This window comes from Salmonella sp. NW1250, from assembly GCF_051812965.1.
In the GTDB taxonomy this organism is placed as follows: Bacteria; Pseudomonadota; Gammaproteobacteria; order Enterobacterales; family Enterobacteriaceae; genus Salmonella; species Salmonella enterica.
The window spans coordinates 26752-47869 of record NZ_JAMNDD010000009.1 but is presented as its reverse complement, the minus strand read 5'-3'; the positions used below and the strand labels follow the sequence as shown (position 1 = coordinate 47869).

18 protein-coding genes are annotated in these 21118 nt (G+C 52.7%); 12 read left to right on the top strand and 6 right to left on the bottom strand.

Annotation, left to right across the window (positions count from 1 at the left end; all coding sequences use genetic code 11):
- Positions 1 to 36 precede the first annotated feature (36 nt).
- Both btuF and mtnN read right to left on the bottom strand, forming a co-directional pair.
- Positions 37 to 837, bottom strand: a complete 801-nt coding sequence (gene btuF / locus NBA72_RS16095) for a vitamin B12 ABC transporter substrate-binding protein BtuF (protein WP_001118843.1) — start codon at positions 835 to 837, stop codon at positions 37 to 39.
- Positions 830 to 1528 (bottom strand): 5'-methylthioadenosine/S-adenosylhomocysteine nucleosidase, encoded by a 699-nt coding sequence (gene mtnN / locus NBA72_RS16090; protein ID WP_000689822.1) that lies wholly within the window; start codon positions 1526 to 1528, stop codon positions 830 to 832. The genes btuF and mtnN overlap by 8 nt, the downstream gene beginning before the upstream one ends.
- An 84-nt stretch (positions 1529 to 1612) precedes the next feature.
- Between mtnN and dgt the strand changes: the two genes are divergently transcribed.
- The 3 genes from dgt to cdaR all read left to right on the top strand — a co-directional run bounded on the left by dgt (position 1613) and on the right by cdaR (position 5997).
- Complete coding sequence (dgt, locus tag NBA72_RS16085; protein WP_000146450.1) at positions 1613 to 3130, top strand: dGTPase; 1518 nt, start codon at positions 1613 to 1615, stop codon at positions 3128 to 3130.
- A 129-nt stretch (positions 3131 to 3259) separates the two neighbouring features.
- Positions 3260 to 4687 (top strand): serine endoprotease DegP, encoded by a 1428-nt coding sequence (gene degP / locus NBA72_RS16080; protein WP_000753958.1) that lies wholly within the window; start codon positions 3260 to 3262, stop codon positions 4685 to 4687.
- A gap of 152 nt (positions 4688 to 4839) precedes the next feature.
- Positions 4840 to 5997 carry a DNA-binding transcriptional regulator CdaR gene (gene cdaR / locus NBA72_RS16075; RefSeq protein WP_272695766.1) on the top strand — a complete coding sequence of 386 codons (1158 nt, stop codon included), beginning with the start codon at positions 4840 to 4842 and terminating at the stop codon, positions 5995 to 5997.
- 88 nt (positions 5998 to 6085) lie between these two features.
- Here the strand turns inward: cdaR and NBA72_RS16070 are convergent, their stop codons facing one another.
- Positions 6086 to 6472 carry a DUF3461 family protein gene (locus tag NBA72_RS16070; protein ID WP_000272193.1) on the bottom strand — a complete coding sequence of 129 codons (387 nt, stop codon included), beginning with the start codon at positions 6470 to 6472 and terminating at the stop codon, positions 6086 to 6088.
- 246 nt (positions 6473 to 6718) lie between these two features.
- On the opposite strand from NBA72_RS16070, the gene NBA72_RS16065 reads away from it, so the two are divergent.
- On the top strand, positions 6719 to 8020 hold the full coding sequence (locus NBA72_RS16065; RefSeq protein ID WP_000017194.1) for an MFS transporter: 1302 nt from the start codon (positions 6719 to 6721) through the stop codon (positions 8018 to 8020).
- A gap of 36 nt (positions 8021 to 8056) precedes the next feature.
- Here the strand turns inward: NBA72_RS16065 and dapD are convergent, their stop codons facing one another.
- The 3 genes from dapD to map all read right to left on the bottom strand — a co-directional run bounded on the left by dapD (position 8057) and on the right by map (position 12615).
- A complete protein-coding gene (gene dapD, locus NBA72_RS16060) occupies positions 8057 to 8881 on the bottom strand; it encodes a 2,3,4,5-tetrahydropyridine-2,6-dicarboxylate N-succinyltransferase (protein WP_001186676.1) in 825 nt (274 codons plus the stop codon).
- A 29-nt stretch (positions 8882 to 8910) separates the two neighbouring features.
- On the bottom strand, positions 8911 to 11583 hold the full coding sequence (gene glnD / locus NBA72_RS16055) for a bifunctional uridylyltransferase/uridylyl-removing protein GlnD (protein WP_001094519.1): 2673 nt from the start codon (positions 11581 to 11583) through the stop codon (positions 8911 to 8913).
- Between the two features lie 237 nt (positions 11584 to 11820).
- On the bottom strand, positions 11821 to 12615 hold the full coding sequence (gene map, locus NBA72_RS16050) for a type I methionyl aminopeptidase (protein ID WP_001018214.1): 795 nt from the start codon (positions 12613 to 12615) through the stop codon (positions 11821 to 11823).
- Positions 12616 to 13065: 450 nt separating this feature from the next.
- On the opposite strand from map, the gene rpsB reads away from it, so the two are divergent.
- From rpsB to rseP, 8 genes are all read left to right on the top strand, one after another.
- Positions 13066 to 13791, top strand: coding sequence for a 30S ribosomal protein S2 (gene rpsB, locus NBA72_RS16045; protein ID WP_000246886.1), 726 nt, complete (start codon positions 13066 to 13068; stop codon positions 13789 to 13791).
- Positions 13792 to 14048: 257 nt separating this feature from the next.
- Complete coding sequence (gene tsf / locus NBA72_RS16040; RefSeq protein ID WP_000808106.1) at positions 14049 to 14900, top strand: translation elongation factor Ts; 852 nt, start codon at positions 14049 to 14051, stop codon at positions 14898 to 14900.
- Between the two features lie 144 nt (positions 14901 to 15044).
- Complete coding sequence (gene pyrH, locus NBA72_RS16035) at positions 15045 to 15770, top strand: UMP kinase (RefSeq protein ID WP_000224567.1); 726 nt, start codon at positions 15045 to 15047, stop codon at positions 15768 to 15770.
- A 146-nt stretch (positions 15771 to 15916) separates the two neighbouring features.
- Entirely contained in the window at positions 15917 to 16474 is a 558-nt protein-coding gene (gene frr / locus NBA72_RS16030; protein WP_000622423.1) for a ribosome recycling factor, read from the top strand.
- A 141-nt stretch (positions 16475 to 16615) separates the two neighbouring features.
- Positions 16616 to 17812, top strand: coding sequence for a 1-deoxy-D-xylulose-5-phosphate reductoisomerase (ispC, locus tag NBA72_RS16025; RefSeq protein WP_000811905.1), 1197 nt, complete (start codon positions 16616 to 16618; stop codon positions 17810 to 17812).
- A 312-nt stretch (positions 17813 to 18124) separates the two neighbouring features.
- Positions 18125 to 18883 carry a (2E,6E)-farnesyl-diphosphate-specific ditrans,polycis-undecaprenyl-diphosphate synthase gene (ispU, locus tag NBA72_RS16020; RefSeq protein ID WP_000947413.1) on the top strand — a complete coding sequence of 253 codons (759 nt, stop codon included), beginning with the start codon at positions 18125 to 18127 and terminating at the stop codon, positions 18881 to 18883.
- A 12-nt stretch (positions 18884 to 18895) separates the two neighbouring features.
- Complete coding sequence (gene cdsA / locus NBA72_RS16015; protein ID WP_000922422.1) at positions 18896 to 19753, top strand: phosphatidate cytidylyltransferase; 858 nt, start codon at positions 18896 to 18898, stop codon at positions 19751 to 19753.
- Positions 19754 to 19764: 11 nt separating this feature from the next.
- Positions 19765 to 21117 (top strand): sigma E protease regulator RseP, encoded by a 1353-nt coding sequence (rseP, locus tag NBA72_RS16010; protein ID WP_000949017.1) that lies wholly within the window; start codon positions 19765 to 19767, stop codon positions 21115 to 21117.
- Position 21118: the final 1 nt, after the last annotated feature.

The following is a 21118-nucleotide window of genomic DNA, read 5'->3' as shown; positions in this document are numbered from 1 at the left end:
TGTCGAATCCCCACTGGGAGCCTGGTAAGACAGGCTCTAATTCACCTGTGAAAGCGCATTACAGAGTTGTTTTGCGGCGAGGATAATACGCGGGCTTGCGCGTTCAAACCAGTCGCTGTTAAGCGGAATAACCGGAATTTTTAACAGGTTTCCCCAGTATTGTTCAATTTTGAGAATTTCGCCCGCTTTTCCGGCCACGATAATAGCCTGGGGATGCCTTGCCAGCACCTGCTCACGGCTGACTTGCGGCCACGGCACGCGGCTGTCAGCAAAGACGTTTTCTCCGCCGCAGGTCGTCAAAACCTGATGTTGAATAGACCCTTTACCACTGGTAAACAGAGGATTCATGCCAAACTGAAGAAAGACGCGCTTTTTAGCTTTACCGGCATACTCGGCGTTGAGCGCGGCGTACTCGTTTAGCAATGTCTGCGCTGCCTGCTGAGCCTTTTCCGGCTGCGGGCTCCAGGCGGCCAGTTGACGGAGCGTGTCGGCGATCTGTTCGATGGTTACCGCGTCCACCCACATGACCTTAATACCTAATGACGTCAGTTGGTTTACCTGGCGTTCCGCATTACCGCCGCGCCAGGCGACGACCAGATCCGGCTTCAGCGCCACAATGCGTTCCAGATTCATTCCCTGCCAGGTAGAGACCTGTTCTATTTTTTGCGCTTCGGGCGGGTAGTCGGAATAGCTGCTGACGCCAACGGGCGTAATCCCGGCGGCAAAAGCGAGCTCCGTATTGGCGGGAGAGAGGGTAATGACGCGCGGCGCAGCGTAAAGCCACACCGGGAGCGTAAGCAGCAGGGCGACCAGCGCCCTGAACATTTGCTTAGCCATGCGCCAGTTTCTGTACCAGCGTTTCGACCATCAGAGTCGACTGTTTCGCCGCCACTGCGAGGAATTCGTCAAAGCTGAGGTGCGATTGCTGATCGGCCACGTCAGAAATAGCGCGTACCACCACGAACGGCACGTTGAAGTTATAGCAGACGTGTGCGATAGCGGTGGCTTCCATCTCTACGGCGACCGCGTCGGGGAAGTTATGCCGAATTTTTGCCAGCCCGACGGAGCCGTTAATAAACGCGTCGCCGCTAACAATAAGGCCGCGTACCGCGTTCAGATTCAGCTCCCTGATGCAGGATTCCGCGGCGGCGATCAGTTTGTCATCGGCCTTAAATCCGGCCGGACAGCCCGGTAATTGCCCGTATTCATAGCCGAAAGCGGTCACATCAGCGTCGTGGTAACGCGCTTCGTCAGAGACGACGATATCGCCGACCTTCAGCGTGGACGCCAGACCGCCTGCGGAACCGGTATTGATGATCACGTCCGGTTTGCAGTGCTCCAGAAGCAACGTTGCGCCCAGCGCCGCCGCGACTTTACCGATACCGGATTTCAGCAACGCCACTTCGGTGCCATTCAACTGGCCGGTGTAAATTTCGCAGCCGCCTAGCGTAATCGTCTGACGGTTGTCAATTTTGTCACGCAGCAGCGTAACTTCTTCTTCCATTGCGCCAATGATGCCGATTTTCATAGATTTACTCGCGATAAGTCAGTTTTGAGGGCATAGTTTATCATGCGCTTATGGGGAAGCGCATTTCTCAGGCGGGGAGAGAATATGGCATCGATCGATTTCCGAAATAAAATTAACTGGCATCGTCGTTATCGTTCACCGCAGGGCGTAAAGACGGAACATGAGATCCTGCGGATTTTTGAAAGCGATCGCGGGCGGATTATCAACTCTCCGGCTATACGCCGTTTGCAGCAAAAAACGCAGGTTTTCCCGCTGGAGCGCAATGCCGCGGTGCGTACTCGCCTGACGCATTCAATGGAGGTGCAGCAGGTAGGGCGTTATATCGCGAAAGAGATTTTAAGCCGCCTGAAAGAGCAAAACCGACTGGAGGAGTACGGTCTGGACGCGCTGACCGGTCCCTTTGAAAGTATTGTGGAAATGGCCTGCCTGATGCACGACATCGGTAATCCGCCGTTCGGTCATTTTGGCGAGGCGGCGATCAATGACTGGTTTCGTCAGCGGCTGCATCCGGAAGATGCGGAAAGTCAGCCGCTCACGCATGATCGTTGTGTGGTTTCCTCGCTACGGTTACAGGAAGGCGAAGAAAATCTGAACGATATTCGCCGCAAGGTACGTCAGGATATCTGCCATTTTGAAGGCAATGCACAGGGAATTCGTCTGGTGCATACGCTCATGCGGATGAATCTTACCTGGGCGCAGGTTGGCGGAATTTTAAAATATACCCGTCCGGCATGGTGGCGAGGGCCGGTGCCGGATTCCCATCGCTATTTAATGAAGAAACCGGGCTATTATCTTTCTGAAGAGAAGTATATTGCGAGGTTACGTAAAGAACTTCAGTTAGCGCCTTACAGTCGCTTTCCATTAACGTGGATTATGGAAGCCGCAGATGATATTTCTTATTGTGTCGCCGATCTTGAAGACGCGGTAGAGAAAAGAATCTTTAGCGTTGAGCAGCTTTATCATCATTTATATCACGCGTGGGGCCACCATGAGAAGGATTCGCTGTTTGAGCTGGTGGTAGGAAATGCGTGGGAAAAATCACGCGCCAATACATTAAGCCGCAGTACCGAAGATCAGTTTTTTATGTATTTACGGGTAAATACATTAAATAAACTGGTGCCCTATGCCGCTCAGCGTTTTATTGATAATTTGCCGCAGATTTTTGCCGGTACCTTCAATCAGGCGTTGCTGGAAGATGCCAGCGGTTTTAGCCGCCTGCTTGAACTCTATAAGAATGTGGCGGTTGAACATGTGTTTAGTCATCCGGATGTAGAACAGCTTGAACTACAGGGATACCGGGTGATCAGCGGGTTATTAGATATCTATCAGCCGCTATTAAGCCTGTCGCTTAACGACTTTCGCGAGCTGGTGGAAAAAGAACGGTTGAAACGCTTCCCCATAGAATCGCGCTTATTTCAGAAGCTTTCTACGCGCCATCGTTTGGCCTACGTGGAAGTCGTCAGTAAATTACCCACGGATTCGGCGGAGTACCCGGTACTGGAATATTATTATCGCTGTCGGTTGATTCAGGATTATATCAGCGGGATGACTGACCTTTACGCATGGGATGAATATCGGCGTTTGATGGCGGTCGAACAGTAAATGGACTTTTGTAAAGATGGACAATAAATTTTTACTTTTTCCAGAAACTTTGTTCCGGAACTTCGCGTTATAAAATGAATCTGACGTACACAGCAATTTTGCGTTACCTGTTAATCGAGATTGAAACACATGAAAAAAACCACATTAGCAATGAGTGCACTGGCTCTGAGTTTAGGTTTGGCATTGTCGCCTCTGTCTGCCACGGCGGCTGAAACGTCCTCTTCAGCAATGACTGCCCAGCAGATGCCAAGCCTGGCACCGATGCTCGAAAAAGTGATGCCATCGGTGGTCAGTATTAATGTAGAAGGTAGCACCACGGTGAATACGCCGCGTATGCCGCGTAATTTCCAGCAGTTCTTTGGCGATGACTCCCCGTTCTGCCAGGACGGTTCTCCGTTCCAGAATTCTCCGTTCTGCCAGGGCGGCGGTAACGGCGGCAACGGCGGTCAACAACAGAAATTCATGGCGCTGGGCTCCGGCGTAATTATTGACGCCGCGAAGGGCTACGTCGTCACCAACAACCACGTGGTTGATAACGCCAGCGTGATTAAAGTACAGCTTAGCGATGGGCGTAAATTCGATGCTAAAGTGGTGGGCAAAGATCCGCGTTCTGATATCGCGCTGATTCAAATTCAGAATCCGAAGAACCTGACGGCGATTAAGCTGGCGGACTCCGACGCGCTGCGCGTGGGGGATTATACCGTCGCTATTGGTAACCCGTTTGGTCTGGGCGAAACGGTGACGTCAGGTATCGTTTCGGCGCTGGGGCGTAGCGGCCTGAACGTAGAAAATTACGAGAACTTTATTCAGACCGACGCCGCGATTAACCGCGGTAACTCCGGCGGCGCGCTGGTGAACCTGAACGGTGAGCTGATCGGTATTAACACCGCGATTCTGGCGCCGGACGGCGGCAACATCGGTATTGGCTTCGCTATCCCCAGTAACATGGTGAAAAACCTGACGTCGCAGATGGTGGAATACGGCCAGGTGAAACGCGGCGAACTGGGGATCATGGGGACTGAGCTGAATTCCGAATTGGCGAAAGCGATGAAAGTCGACGCCCAGCGTGGCGCGTTCGTCAGCCAGGTGATGCCGAATTCGTCCGCGGCGAAAGCGGGTATCAAAGCCGGGGATGTCATTACCTCGCTGAACGGTAAACCGATCAGCAGCTTTGCGGCGCTGCGCGCTCAGGTCGGCACTATGCCGGTCGGCAGCAAAATCAGCCTCGGTCTGCTGCGTGAAGGTAAAGCGATTACGGTTAATCTGGAATTGCAGCAGAGCAGCCAGAGTCAGGTTGATTCCAGCACCATCTTCAGCGGGATTGAAGGCGCTGAAATGAGCAATAAAGGCCAGGATAAAGGCGTTGTGGTGAGCAGCGTGAAAGCGAATTCACCCGCCGCGCAAATTGGCCTCAAAAAAGGCGATGTCATTATCGGCGCTAACCAGCAGCCGGTGAAAAATATCGCCGAGCTGCGTAAGATTCTCGACAGCAAGCCGTCGGTTCTGGCGCTGAATATTCAGCGTGGTGATAGTTCTATTTATTTGCTGATGCAGTAATCACCTTTGTCCCCCTTCCGCCATGGAAGGGGGCAACACTTTTCTGTGAAACCCCCCACAACTCCATACTTATTTGCACCGTTTTGTGCATTTGCACAATGTCGAGACCTGTCATCTTCCTTATGCTTGTGCTCTGCTCACAGGAGGGATTTATGGCTGGCTGGCATCTTGATACCAAAATGGCGCAGGATATCGTGGCGCGCACTATGCGCATCATCGATACCAATATCAACGTAATGGATGCCCGCGGGCGTATTATCGGCAGCGGCGATCGGGAACGTATTGGTGAATTGCACGAAGGCGCGCTGTTAGTGCTGTCGCAGGGCCGGGTTGTGGATATCGACGACGCCGTGGCGCGACACCTGCACGGGGTACGTCAGGGGATTAATCTTCCCTTACGTCTTGAGGGCGAAATTGTCGGCGTGATCGGTCTTACCGGCGAACCAGAGCATCTGCGTAAATATGGCGAACTGGTGTGTATGACTGCCGAAATGATGCTGGAGCAGTCGCGGTTAATGCACCTTTTGGCGCAGGATAGCCGTTTGCGCGAAGAGCTGGTGATGAACCTGATTCAGGCCGAAGAAAATACGCCGGCGCTGGTGGAATGGGCGCAGCGTTTGGGGATCGATTTGAACCAGCCGCGTGTGGCGGCGGTGGTGGAAGTCGACAGCGGCCAGCTTGGCGTCGATAGCGCAATGGCGGAACTTCAGCAGTTGCAGAATGCGCTTACCACGCCGGAGCGTAACAACCTGATAGCCATTGTTTCTCTCACCGAGATGGTGGTGCTCAAACCCGCCTTAAACTCCTTTGGTCGCTGGGATGCTGAAGATCATCGTAAGCGCGTAGAGCAGCTTATCTCGCGAATGAAAGAGGATGGTCAGCTACGTTTTCGCGTGGCGCTGGGCAATTACTTTACCGGGCCGGGCAGTATTGCACGCTCATACCGCACGGCGCGCACTACGATGATGGTCGGCAAACAGCGGATGCCAGAAAGCCGCAGCTATTTTTATCAGGATTTGATGTTGCCGGTTCTGTTAGATAGCCTGCGTGGCGGCTGGCAGGCCAATGAGCTGGCGCGCCCGCTGGTAAAACTCAAAGCGATGGATAACAACGGGTTATTACGTCGGACGCTGACGGCGTGGTTTCGCCATAATGTCCAGCCGCTGGCGACCTCTAAGGCGCTGTTTATTCATCGTAACACGCTGGAATATCGGCTAAATCGTATTTCGGAACTGACCGGGCTGGATTTGGGAAATTTTGACGATCGGCTGTTGCTGTATGTGGCGCTACAACTGGATGAACAGCGTTAAGCCCGGCGGCGCTACGCTTATCAGGCCTACGGGGATATATCTGTAGGCCGGATAAGGCGTAACACGTCGCCATCCGGCAACACACAGCTTACTTACGGGTAAGCTTGTCCAGATCGGCTTCGATTTCACTGATCTTATTCGCGACGACGCTTTCCAGGTGGCGCAAGTCGTCGAGGATCTTACGTTTGAGATCGAGTTCTGAGCGGTCGCGCTGGCAGATTTGGTCCAGCTCGTCAATCACATAGCGTAGGTTAGGGCTAATCTCCTGTACTTCTTTATAACCCTGACCGATGCCATCGGCCACCACCGTTTTACGCTGGCGTGGATACTTAAACTTCACGCTTTTAGCAAAGAATTCACCTCTATCCTTTTGAAAATAGATTTTCAGGATATCGTTATTGGCTTCTTGCCGCAGGCTGTAACGATCGATTTCCTCAGGATTGGTAATGCCCAGACTTTTTAGATTGTCATACATAGCGGTATCCTTCATCACACTATAACTTTTGAATAATTAACGAAAAATTGGTTTTTCGCCACCAGTGTATACAAAAAAAGCGCGGTTGATCGCAGAAGACGTCTCGGCAACGTAATGAGCAAAAGGGCGGCGGTTATTGATAGCTTAAGTAATTCAACGTGATATTCCGTTTATAGAGAAAGCGTTTGAAGTCAGTGTGGGAAATTGACCGGAGGCAGTGGTCGATAACCTTGAGAGGCGGAGTCTATGTCCGGAACGTATAATGCTACTATTCGCCGGGTGGTAGTTTCCGCCTGGATAGGAAACTCCATTGAATATTATGATTTTCTATTATACGGCCTGGCAAGCGCGCTGGTATTTGGCCCGCTTTTTTTTCCTGGCGCCAGCCCATTGACTGCAACGTTATCTTCTTTTGCCAGTTTCGGCGTGGGATTTATCTCCCGGCCGCTGGGCGCACTATTTTTTGGCAACAGGGGAGATACGCTTGGGCGTAAAAACACGTTATTAATCACGTTAGGGGGGATGGGCGCGGTCACGTTTCTCATCGGTTGCCTGCCTTCTTACGCCAGTATTGGCGCGCTGGCGCCTGCTTTACTGGTTATTCTGCGTTTTCTACAGGGATTTATGGTTGGAGGCGAATGGGGAGGCGCCATGTTGATGGTCGTGGAATATGCTGCTGGAAAGCACCGGGGGCGGTTAAGCGCGCTATCGCAAACAGGAGGACTCACGGGACAATTATTGGCGACAGGCGTATTTATAGTCGTGACCCAATTACCGCAGGAGGCGTTGTTATCGTGGGGATGGCGTATTCCTTTTCTGCTCAGTGCGCTTTTGGTGTTGCCTGGATTATATATGCGTCATCGTCTGGATGAGACGCCTGTCTTCCGTGCGTTTAAAAAGCAGCAGGCCATTAATCATAGGCAGCAAAGAGAAGAAAGGCCGGTGGTCAAAGTAGTACGAGAACAATGGCGCAGCATTTTGCTGATTATAATTCTGCGTTTTGCGGAAAGCGTTCCCTTTTTTCTTGCTACCGTCTTCGCGGTTTCCTGGGCGACGACGCAGCTTGGGATTGCCAGCCTGACTATTCTGTACATTGTAATGTTCACCTGTCTGCTGGCGTATCCCATGCACGTGCTATTTGGCATCATGTCGGATCGGCGTGGCTGCCGTCAGGTGTATATTTTCGGCGCGCTTTTTGTCGCGGCAATGGCTTTTCCCTTTTTCTGGCTGCTGGAAAGCCGTTCGCTCATACTGATGACAATGGGCTACGTTCTGCTTATTAACATTGGTCATAATTCACTGAATGCCGTGCAACCTTCTTTTTTCGCCGGACTGTTTCATCCGCCTGTACGCTACAGCGGTTCATCAATTGGCGCTCAGTTGGGGGCGGTTGTGGCAGGGGGATTCACGCCGTTTATCGCTAAGGCGTTAAGCGCAGTCTATGATAACAGTTGGGCGTTGGTTGCCGGTTATGTCGTTTTGACTGCGTTGGCTTCGGCGTTTGCGGCAAAGATTGCGCCGGAAACCGTGTTACCGCATTCGCCGTAATGCAAAGGGGGGCTGCCGCCCCCGCTTTTCACTCGCTTAATCAATAGTGCGCAATAATTCGTTAATGCCCACTTTACCACGCGTTTTGGCGTCGACTTTTTTCACGATCACCGCGCAGTACAGACTGTACTTGCCGTCTTTTGACGGCAGGTTGCCGGAAACGACCACGGAGCCCGCCGGTACGCGGCCATAGTGAACTTCACCGGTTTCGCGATCGTAGATTTTGGTGCTCTGGCCGAGGTATACCCCCATGGAAATGACGGAACCTTCTTCGACAATGACGCCTTCCACGACTTCAGAACGCGCGCCAATAAAGCAGTTGTCTTCAATGATGGTCGGGTTAGCCTGCAGCGGCTCCAGTACGCCGCCGATACCCACGCCGCCGGAAAGGTGAACATTTTTACCAATCTGCGCGCAGGAACCCACCGTCGCCCAGGTGTCAACCATGGTGCCTTCGTCAACGTAGGCGCCGATGTTAACGTAAGACGGCATCAGCACGGTGTTGCGGGCGATAAATGCGCCCTGACGAACGGCCGCAGGCGGAACGACGCGGAAGCCTTCTTTCTGAAAACGCGCTTCGTCGTAATCAGCGAATTTCATCGGGACTTTATCGAAGTAGCGGCTTTCCGCACCGTCGATAACCTGGTTATCGTTAATACGGAAAGAGAGCAGAACCGCTTTCTTCAACCACTGGTGAGTGACCCACTGACCGTCGATTTTTTCTGCGACACGCAGCGCGCCGGAATCAAGTAGAGAAATGACCTGGTTTACCGCCTCTCGGGTCACGGTATCTACATTAACCGGCGTAATATCGGCGCGGCGCTCAAAAGCGGTCTCAATAACGTTCTGTAACTGCTGCATTGTTAAACTCTTTCATATAAATAAACACACTACCCTTTATCGTTTGGATTGAGGGCCGCTGTCAACCGTTGTTGTACCTCAAGTTGCAGCACATTATTAAGTGCGCGCCGATCCGCTGTGGCGATTATGAATAAATCTTCTACTCGTTCACCAATGGTTGTAATTCGGGCGCCATGAAGCGAAATTCCCAGATCGGCAAAAATTTGTCCGACCCTGGCCAGCAGACCTGGTTGATCGAGCGCGATCAATTCCATGAATGATTTTCTGTCGGTATGGGTGGGCAGAAAATTGACTTCCGTTTCGACCGTAAAGTGCCGTAACTTTGCCGGTTGCCGACGCGGCTGCGGCGGCTGCCAGCTACGCTGCGTAATGGTCTGTTCAAGACCGGTGCGAATAACGTCATGGCGATCCGCCGCCAGCGGGCTGCCGTCTGGTTCCAGAACGATAAACGTATCCATTGCCATGCCGTCGCGAGTGGTAAAGATCTGCGCGTCATGGACGCTTAAATTACGCCTGTCCAGCTCGGCGCAGACGGCGGCAAACAGATAGGGTCTGTCCGGACTCCAGATAAAAATTTCGGTTCCACCGCGCGTGGCCTGCGGACTGAGCAACACTAACGGTTGGCGCAGATCGTGCTGCAATAAATGGCGTGCGTGCCAGGCGAGCTGATTTGGACTATGACGAACAAAATAGTTAGCGCGACAGCGGGTCCAGATTTTGTGCAGCGCGGCTTCATCAATATTGTCCATTCGCAGCAGCGCCAGCGCCTGAAGCTGATGGTGACGCACGCGCTCACGCATATCCGGCGTATTTTGCATTCCACGTCTGAGCTGTTTTTCAGTGGCGAAGTACAGCTCGCGCAGCAGGCTCTGTTTCCAGCTATTCCACAAGGTTTCGTTGGTCGCGCAGATGTCCGCGACGGTCAGGCAGACCAGAAAACGCAGCCGTGTTTCGGTTTGCACCTCTTCGGCAAACTGCTTGATGACTTCCGGATCCTGGATGTCGCGGCGCTGGGCGGTGACTGACATTAGCAGGTGTTGGCGCACCAGCCAGGCGACCAGTTGCGTTTCGCGTGAGTTCAAACCGTGCAGTTCGGCGAAGGTGAGTACATCCTGCGCGCCCAGTACGGAATGGTCGCCGCCGCGTCCTTTCGCAATATCGTGGAACAGCGCGGCGATCAGGATCAGTTCCGGATGGGGAAGCCGCGGCCAGAGATCGACGCATAGCGGATGGCGCTGGCGCGTCTCTTCTTTCGCAAAGCTCTCCAGTTTGAGCATTACGCGGATGGTGTGTTCATCCACCGTGTATGCGTGGAACAGGTCAAACTGCATTTGTCCGACGATGTGCGACCACTGCGGCATATAAGCCCACAGTACGCTGTGGCGATGCATGGGCAGCAGGCCGCGGCTGACCGCGCCGGGATGGCGTAGCATACTCAGAAACAGAGTGCGCGCCTCCGGGATGTAACACAGCGGTTGGCTCAGGTGGCGGCGGGCGTGGCGCAAGTGGCGTAACGTCGTAGAGTAGATGCCGGTGATCGCGCTATTGCGCACCATCATATAAAACATGCGCAGGATCGCTTGCGGTTCGCGGATAAACAGCGTGTCGTCACGCAGATCAATAAGCGTGCCGCGCAGTTGAAATTCATCGTCAACAGGACGTGGTTTTTCATCCGCAGGCAGCGCCAGAATCGCCTCGTCAAATAGCTGAAGCAGCATCTGATTAAGTTCGCTCACCCTGCGCGTAACCCGGAAGTAGTCTTTCATCATCCGCTCAACCGGATCGTTGCCCTCGCCGCTGTAGTTAAGGCGTTGAGCGACGCTTAACTGGCGGTCGAACAGCAGGCGGTTATCGTAGCGGCTGACCACCAGATGTAGCGCAAAGCGAATGCGCCACAGGATATGCAGGCACTCGTTGAGCTCCGCGCGCTCAGCCGGGGTTAAAAAGCCGAATCCCACCATCTCATCGAGCGAGGTAGCGCCGAAGTGACGTCGGGCGACCCACTGCAATGTATGGATATCGCGCAGGCCGCCGGGGCTGCTTTTAATATCCGGCTCCAGATTATAGCTGGTACCGTGATAGCGCTGGTGGCGCTGGTTCTGCTCTTCTACTTTGGCGGCGTAAAATTTGTCGGACGGCCAAAAACCTTCGCTGAAAATATGTTTTTGTAGTGCCAGAAACAGAGCGACATCACCGATCAGCAGGCGCGTTTCGATGAGGTTTGTTGCAACGGTTAAATCAGACAGACCTTCCAGCAGACACTCTTCCAGCGTACGTACGCTATGCCCGACATCCAGCTTGACGTCCCAAAGTAAAGTCAGCAGCTCGCCGACCTTTTGCGCCTGTTCATCGGGCAGCTTTTTGCGGCTTAAAATGAGCAGATCAATATCGGAAAGCGGATGCAGTTCGCCGCGTCCATAGCCGCCGACGGCGACCAGCGCCAGATCGGCAATCTGACCGAAACCGGCCTCAATCCACAGGCGTTGCAACAACTGGTCGATAAATTCGGTTCGGGCTTCAATAAGCTGTTCAGCACAAATGCCGCTGTCAAATGCCTCTCCCAGCCAGTGTTGAAAGATGTCGATGCGGGCTTTGATACCGGCGACGGTCAGTTCAGCGCGCGGCCAGACGCCAGGGTTTTGCGGCTGGTCAGGGAGGGTGGGGAGTGCGGTATTCGCGTGCTGTTCAGGAAGAGTATTCATATGCGCCACCCATTAAAAAGCCGGATGGTGGCGTGAACGCCTTATCCGGCCTACGTATTTACTCTTCATCCTTCAAGTTGCTTCTACGTTGGCTGCGCTCGTTCACTCCAGTCACGTACTTATGTACGCTCCTGAAGATTCACTCTCTTGCCGCCTTGAGGCAACTCGAATGATTTTGAGTAAAGGTGTAATTTGTAGGCCTGATAAGATGCGAAGGCATCGCCATCAGGCAAAACATTATTCGTCGTGTGTGATGATCGCCGGGATGGTGTCATCTTTACGCAGCGTCAGAATTTCACAGCCGTTTTCCGTTACCACAATAGTATGCTCGTACTGAGCAGACAAGCTGCGGTCTTTGGTTTTTACCGTCCAGCCGTCTTTCATGGTGCGGATACGGTAATCCCCGGCGTTCAGCATCGGTTCAATGGTAAAGGTCATGCCAGGCTGCAACACGACGCCGCCATCGTCTGCATCATAATGCAGCACCTGCGGTTCTTCATGGAAGCCGCGACCAATACCGTGTCCGCAGTATTCACGTACCACGGAGAAACCTTCGCCTTCGGCATATTTCTGGATGGCGGCGCCAATGGTGCGCAGGCGGATGCCCGGTTTCACCATTTTGATGCCCAGATACAGGCTCTCTTGCGTGACGCGGCACAGACGCTCGCCCAGAATGGTCGGTTTGCCGACGATAAACATCTTCGAGGTATCGCCGTGGAATTCATCTTTAATCACGGTCACGTCGATGTTGACGATATCACCATCTTTCAGATGTTTAGCGTCATCCGGAATGCCGTGGCACACCACTTCATTAATAGAGATACAGACGGATTTCGGATAGCCGTGGTAGCCGAGGCAGGCGGAGATCGCGTGTTGTTCGTTAACGATGTAATCGTTACAGATACGGTCCAGTTCGCCGGTGGTGACGCCCGGTTTGATATACGGTTCGATCATTTCCAGCACTTCGGCTGCCAGACGGCCCGCGACGCGCATTTTTTCGATGTCTTCAGATGTCTTGATAGAGATAGCCATGAATTCTGTCCATCAGTGCCGATGATTTCGGCAATAATTGTGTAAGTGCTGACAATGGTATCAGTCAGGGGTGTACCCTGCCAAATTGAGAATCATTCTGAACTTCGCCTTTCGTGCCACAGGTGCGTTGGCGACATTTTTTCACCCCAGTCACTTACTGGCCGTAAGCTCTCGGGGATGCAAAAATTTGCCGCCTGCCTGTAACACGAAATTCATCGTTCAATTCAGCATTGAGTGCCAACAATTATTGGTGTCGGTGGCGTATTTGTGGTATAAAGCGCGCCGGACTTCCGATCCATTCGAAGACTACACACGATGGACGGGAGCGACAAATCTCACTTTGTGTAACAACACACACGTATCGGCACATATTCCGGGGTGCCCTTTGGGGTCGGTAATATGGGATACGTGGAGGCATAACCCCAACTTAATCTATAGAGGTTTTAAATCATGGCAACTGTTTCCATGCGCGACATGCTCAAGGCTGGTGTTCACTTTGGTCACCAGACCCGTTACTGGAACCCGAAAATGAAGCCTTTCATCTTCGGCGCGCGTAACAAAGTTCACATCATCAACCTTGAGAAAACTGTACCGATGTTCAACGAAGCTCTGGCTGAACTGAACAAGATCTCTGCTCGTAAAGGTAAAATCCTTTTCGTTGGTACTAAACGCGCTGCAAGCGAAGCGGTGAAAGAAGCTGCTAACAGCTGCGACCAGTTCTTCGTGAACCATCGCTGGCTGGGCGGTATGCTGACTAACTGGAAAACAGTTCGTCAGTCCATCAAACGTCTGAAAGACCTGGAAACTCAGTCTCAGGACGGTACTTTCGAAAAGCTGACCAAGAAAGAAGCGCTGATGCGTACTCGTGAGCTTGAGAAACTGGAAAACAGCCTGGGCGGTATCAAAGACATGGGCGGTCTGCCGGACGCTCTGTTCGTTATCGATGCTGACCACGAGCACATTGCTATCAAAGAAGCGAACAACCTGGGTATCCCGGTATTTGCTATCGTTGATACCAACTCTGATCCGGACGGCGTTGACTTCGTTATCCCGGGTAACGATGACGCAATCCGTGCTGTTAGCCTGTACCTGGGCGCTGTCGCTGCAACCGTTCGTGAAGGCCGTTCTCAGGATCTGGCTTCCCAGGCGGAAGAAAGCTTCGTAGAAGCCGAGTAATAAGGCTTGATAACTCCCTAAAATAGTTCGAGTTGCAGGAAGGCGGCAAGCTCGAGAATTCCCGGGAGCTTACATCAGTAAGTGACCGGGATGAGCGAGTGAAGGCAACGCGCCTGCGGCTCGAAATATGAAGGGGAGAGCCCTTATAGACCAGGTAGTATCACGTTTGGTTAGGGGGCCTGTATATGGCCCCCTTTTTCACTTTTATATCTGTGCGGTTTGATGCCGGGCAGATCAAATCTTTCGAGGATTTTAGAATGGCTGAAATTACCGCATCCCTGGTAAAAGAGCTGCGTGAGCGTACCGGCGCAGGCATGATGGATTGCAAAAAAGCGCTGACTGAAGCGAATGGCGACATTGAGCTGGCAATCGAAAACATGCGTAAGTCCGGCGCTATCAAAGCGGCGAAAAAAGCAGGCAACGTGGCTGCTGACGGCGTAATCAAAACCAAAATCGACGGTAACGTCGCTTTCATTCTGGAAGTTAACTGCCAGACTGACTTCGTGGCTAAAGATGCTGGCTTCCAGGCATTTGCTGACAAAGTGCTGGACGCCGCTGTTGCTGGCAAAATCACTGACGTAGAAGTCCTGAAAGCGCAGTTCGAAGAAGAGCGCGTTGCTCTGGTTGCGAAAATCGGCGAGAACATCAACATTCGTCGCGTCGCTTCCCTGGAAGGCGACGTTCTGGGTTCTTACCAGCACGGTGCGCGCATCGGCGTTCTGGTTGCCGCTAAAGGCGCTGACGAAGAGCTGGTTAAACAGCTGGCGATGCACGTTGCGGCAAGCAAGCCGGAATTCGTTAAGCCGGAAGACGTGTCTGCTGACGTGGTAGAGAAAGAGTACCAGGTACAGCTGGACATCGCGATGCAGTCCGGTAAGCCGAAAGAAATCGCAGAGAAAATGGTTGAAGGCCGCATGAAGAAATTCACCGGCGAAGTTTCTCTGACTGGTCAGCCTTTCGTCATGGAACCGAGCAAATCTGTTGGCCAACTGCTGAAAGAGCACAACGCTGACGTGACTGGCTTCATCCGCTTTGAAGTGGGCGAAGGCATTGAGAAAGTCGAGACTGACTTTGCAGCAGAAGTTGCTGCGATGTCTAAGCAGTCCTGATTTTCCTGAGGAGCCGCCTGAGGGCGGCTTCTTTTTGCGCCTCTCTTGTAAAATCAGCCGACGCCTGGCGTCTGCGCTGAAATGCGACGTACAATGTCGCCGGAATTAACTCATATCAATCGTTGACAGTCTCAGGAAAGAAACATGGCTACCAATGCAAAACCCGTCTATAAACGCATTCTGCTTAAATTAAGCGGCGAAGCTCTGCAGGGTACGGAAGGCTTCGGTATTGATGCAAGCATACTGGATCGTATGGCTCAGGAGATCAAAGAACTGGTTGAACTGGGTATTCAGGTTGGTGTGGTGATTGGCGGTGGTAACCTGTTCCGTGGCGCGGGTCTGGCAAAAGCGGGGATGAACCGCGTTGTGGGCGACCACATGGGCATGTTGGCCACCGTCATGAACGGCCTGGCAATGCGTGATGCGCTTCACCGCGCCTATGTGAACGCCCGCCTGATGTCGGCAATTCCTTTAAACGGCGTGTGCGACAACTACAGTTGGGCCGAGGCGATTAGCCTGCTGCGTAATAACCGTGTTGTGATTCTGTCTGCAGGTACGGGTAACCCGTTCTTCACTACCGACTCTGCAGCCTGTCTGCGCGGGATCGAAATTGAAGCGGATGTCGTACTGAAAGCGACTAAAGTGGATGGCGTATTCACTGCCGATCCGGCAAAAGATCCTTCCGCGACCATGTACGATCAGCTGACCTACAGCGAAGTGCTGGATAAAGAGCTGAAAGTGATGGATCTGGCGGCGTTCACGCTGGCTCGTGACCACAAACTGCCGATTCGTGTTTTCAACATGAACAAACCAGGCGCGCTGCGTCGTGTGGTGATGGGCGAAAAAGAAGGGACGTTAATCACGGAATAATTCCCGTGAGCGCCAAATACGGGTAAGATTCTGTTCTATTGACGGGTCTTATTACCTGGCAGAAATTAAACGAGACTATACTTAGCACATCTTTGTATTGTGTGACCGTCTGGTCTGACTGAGACTAGTTTTCAAGGATTCGTAACGTGATTAGCGATATCAGAAAAGATGCTGAAGTACGCATGGAAAAATGCGTTGAAGCGTTCAAAACCCAAATCAGCAAAGTGCGCACGGGTCGTGCTTCTCCCAGCCTGCTGGATGGTATTGTCGTAGAATACTATGGCACTCCGACCCCGCTGCGCCAGTTGGCAAGCGTAACGGTAGAAGACTCCCGTACCTTAAAAATTAACGTGTTTGACCGTTCTATGGGGCCAGCCGTTGAAAAAGCGATCATGGCGTCAGACCTCGGTTTGAATCCAAGCTCTGCGGGCACCGACATTCGCGTTCCGCTGCCGCCGCTGACCGAAGAACGTCGTAAAGATCTGACGAAAATTGTCCGTGGCGAAGCGGAGCAGGCGCGTGTCGCCGTTCGTAACGTCCGCCGTGATGCGAACGATAAAGTAAAAGCTCTGCTGAAAGATAAAGCGATCAGTGAAGATGACGATCGTCGCTCTCAGGAAGAAGTACAGAAAATGACCGACGCGGCAATTAAGAAAGTTGATGCGGCGTTGGCAGATAAAGAAGCAGAACTGATGCAGTTCTGATTGATCTGTACGCAGATATAAACTCATTCCACCGCTAAACCTGGCGGATGAGTGGTGTACAAAGCGCCGCGCAGAAGACATTATCAGGTCTCCTGTGCGGCGTTTTGCTTTTTATTCCGTTTCAACACTTCTGGACGTTTCATGAAGCAATTAACCATTCTGGGCTCGACCGGCTCTATTGGTTGCAGCACACTGGACGTGGTGCGCCATAATCCTGATAGCTTCCGCGTTATCGCGCTGGTGGCGGGTAAAAATGTCGCCCGCATGGCGGAGCAGTGCCTGGAATTCTCGCCGCGTTATGCCGTGATGGACGATACGTCGAGCGCAGAACAGCTCAAAATAATGCTTCAGCAGCATGGCAGCCGCACCGAGGTTCTGAGCGGTCAGCAGGCTGCCTGTGAGATGGCGGCGCTTGATGAGGTCGGGCATGTGATGGCGGCCATTGTGGGCGCGGCTGGTTTACTGCCGACCCTGGCGGCGATTCGCGCAGGGAAGACGATTCTGCTGGCGAATAAAGAATCGCTGGTGACCTGCGGGCGGCTGTTTATGGACGAAGTAAAACGCAGCAACGCCCGGCTTTTACCCGTCGATAGCGAACATAACGCGATTTTTCAGAGTTTGCCGCAATCTATTCAGCATAATCTGGGATACGCTGACCTTGAGCAAAATGGCGTAACGTCGATTTTGCTTACCGGGTCTGGTGGCCCGTTTCGTGAAACGCCAATGTGCGATCTGGCAGCGATGACGCCGGATCAGGCATGTCGTCATCCGAACTGGTCGATGGGGCGAAAAATCTCCGTCGACTCCGCCACCATGATGAATAAAGGTCTGGAATACATTGAAGCGCGTTGGTTATTTAATGCCAGCGCACGTCAGATGGAAGTGTTGATCCATCCGCAATCGGTCATTCATTCGATGGTGCGTTATCAGGACGGCAGCGTCCTGGCGCAGCTTGGAGAACCTGACATGCGTACGCCTATTGCGCATACGATGGCATGGCCGAATCGCGTCACGTCCGGCGCGCAGCCGCTCGATTTTTGCAAGCTCAGCGCGCTGACGTTTAGCGCGCCAGATTATCAGCGTTATCCGTGCCTGAAGCTGGCGATGGAGGCGTTTGAGCAAGGTCAGGCGGCAACGACGGCGCTCAATGCGGCAAACGAAATCACCGTTGCCGCGTTTCTGGCGCAACAGATTCGTTTTACCGATATCGCCGGGCTCAATTTAGCGGTGCTGGAGAGGATGGATTTACAGGAACCGGCAAGCGTTGAGGACGTATTGCAGGTTGACGCCATCGCGCGTGAAGTAGCCAGAAAACAAGTGATACGGCTCTCACGCTGACGATTATCCCGCGACAGAAGATCGTGCTATTTGTTAGCGTTGGGCTTCGGTGATATAGTCTGCGCCACCTGATCGCAGGTTTTTGGCTTTTTTCGGTCAGGTTAGCCGTGGTTTTACACGGCTTTTTTGTGGATACACAAAATCATTCAGGACGCATCGGGACGGCAGGCGAATACGTTCCCGGCGTGCGCAGACAGCGCACGACAGGGGCGATGAGGCGCAGTCATCCGCGAAGCGAACCGAAGAGAATGTGTATAAAGGCTTCAGTATTCCTGAGTACCGCTAAATCCTTTCAGGGACAAAAAACGCGTTATGTTGTCTGCAACTCAACCAGTAAGCGAAAATTTGCCAGCACATGGCTGCCGTCATGTTGCCATAATTATGGATGGCAATGGTCGCTGGGCGAAAAAGCAAGGGAAGATCCGGGCCTTTGGGCATAAAGCCGGAGCGAAGTCCGTCCGGCGAGCGGTCTCTTTTGCTGCCAATAACGGTATTGATGCGTTAACGCTGTATGCCTTTAGTAGTGAAAACTGGAACCGACCGGCGCAGGAAGTGAGCGCGTTAATGGAGCTGTTTGTGTGGGCGCTGGATAGCGAAGTCAAAAGCCTGCACCGCCATAACGTTCGCCTGCGTATTATCGGCGATATCAGTCGATTCAACTCACGTTTACAAGAACGTATTCGCAAATCAGAAGCGCTTACCGCCCATAATACGGGTCTAACGCTGAATATTGCTGCGAATTACGGCGGACGTTGGGATATTGTCCAGGGAGTCCGACAACTGGCGGAACAGGTGCAGGCTGGAGTGCTGCGCCCCGATCAGATTGATGAAGAGAGACTAGGCCAGCAAATCTGTATGCATGAGCTGGCGCCTGTGGATTTAGTAATTAGGACTGGGGGAGAGCATCGCATTAGTAACTTTTTGCTTTGGCAAATTGCCTATGCCGAACTTTACTTTACGGATGTTCTTTGGCCCGATTTCGATGAACAAGACTTTGAAGGTGCGCTGCATGCCTTTGCTAATCGAGAGCGTCGTTTCGGCGGTACCGAGCCTGGTGATGACAAAGCCTGATGGGGGTTGCTTTTGCTGAAGTATCGCCTGATTTCTGCTTTTGTGTTAATACCCGCGGTCATCGCTGCGCTTTTTTTATTGCCGCCGGTGGGGTTCGCTATTATTACGCTGGTTGTCTGTATGCTGGCCGCGTGGGAATGGGGACAGTTAAGCGGTTTCGCCGCGCGTTCACAGCGGGTTTGGCTGGCGGTGCTGTGTGGTCTGTTATTGGCGCTGATGCTATTTTTGTTGCCTGAGTATCATCACAACATTCGTCAACCGCTGGTTGAGATGTCGCTTTGGGCATCGTTAGGATGGTGGGTTGTCGCGCTACTGCTGGTGCTATTTTATCCCGGTTCGGCGGCAATCTGGCGCAACTCAAAAACATTGCGTCTCATTTTCGGTTTGTTAACTATTGTGCCATTTTTCTGGGGCATGCTGGCGCTGCGTGCCTGGCACTATGACGAGAATCATTACAGTGGCGCAATATGGCTACTCTATGTCATGATCCTGGTCTGGGGAGCGGACTCTGGCGCGTATATGTTTGGTAAATTGTTTGGCAAACATAAGCTGGCGCCGAAGGTTTCCCCGGGTAAAACCTGGCAAGGGTTTATCGGCGGGCTTGCTACGGCTGCCGTGATCTCATGGGGTTACGGTATGTGGGCGAATCTGAATGTTGCGCCTGTTATCTTGCTGATTTGCTCTGTGGTGGCGGCTCTGGCTTCTGTACTGGGCGACCTCACCGAGAGTATGTTTAAGCGCGAAGCAGGAATTAAGGATAGCGGCCACTTGATTCCAGGCCATGGCGGCATTCTGGACCGAATTGACAGCCTGACGGCTGCCGTACCGGTCTTTGCTTGCCTGTTGTTACTGGTGTTCAGGACGCTCTAACGGAAGGTTTTATGCTGAGTATTCTCTGGAATCTGGCTGCATTCATCATCGCACTGGGCGTGCTGATCACTGTGCATGAATTTGGTCATTTCTGGGTTGCCCGGCGCTGCGGTGTGCGAGTTGAGCGCTTTTCCATCGGTTTTGGCAAAGCGCTCTGGCGTCGTACCGATCGGTACGGCACCGAGTATGTCATCGCCCTGATCCCGCTGGGCGGCTACGTCAAAATGCTGGATGAGCGCGCCGAACCGGTAGCGCCGGAATTGCGTCGTCACGCCTTCAATAACAAAACGGTGGGCCAGCGCGCCGCAATTATTGCCGCAGGTCCGGTTGCGAACTTCATTTTTGCTATCTTTGCTTACTGGCTGGTCTTTATCATCGGCGTCCCTGGCGTTCGTCCGGTCATTGGTGAAATAACGCCCAACTCGATTGCTGCGCAGGCGCAAATTGCGCCTGGTACGGAACTTAAAGCCGTTGATGGTATCGAAACCCCTGATTGGGATGCCGTGCGTTTACAACTGGTGTCCAAAATTGGCGATCAGCAGACGACGGTGAGCGTCGCGCCGTTTGGTAGCGACCAGCGGCAGGACAAAACGCTTGATTTACGTCACTGGGCATTTGAGCCTGATAAGCAAGATCCTGTATCTTCTTTAGGGATTCGGCCCCGCGGGCCACAGATTGAACCGGTACTGTCAGAAGTGCAGGCGAATTCCGCAGCCAGTAAAGCGGGTTTGCAAGCAGGCGACAGGATCGTTAAAGTCGATGGTCAGCCGTTAACGCAGTGGATGAAATTCGTGACGTTTGTACGCGATAATCCCGGTAAGCCGTTAGCGTTAGAGATTGAAAGGCAGGGGAGCGCCTTGTCGTTGACGTTAACGCCGGATACGAAATCGGTTAACGGAAAGGCGGAAGGGTTTGCAGGCGTGGTGCCTAAAATTATTCCTCTGCCGGAAGAGTACAAGACTATACGCCAGTATGGGCCTTTTAGCGCCATCCTCGAAGCCACGGATAAGACGTGGCAGTTGATGAAGCTGACGGTCAGTATGCTGGGTAAATTGATAACCGGTGATGTGAAACTGAACAACCTCAGTGGGCCGATTTCTATCGCTCAGGGGGCTGGGATGTCAGCGGAGTTCGGGGTGATTTATTACCTGATGTTCCTTGCGCTAATCAGCGTGAACTTAGGGATAATCAACCTGTTTCCGCTGCCCGTTCTTGACGGGGGTCATCTGCTGTTCCTGGCGATTGAAAAGCTTAAGGGCGGGCCGGTATCCGAGCGGGTTCAAGACTTTAGTTATCGCATTGGCTCGATTTTGCTGGTGTTGTTAATGGGGCTTGCACTTTTCAATGATTTCTCTCGGTTGTAAG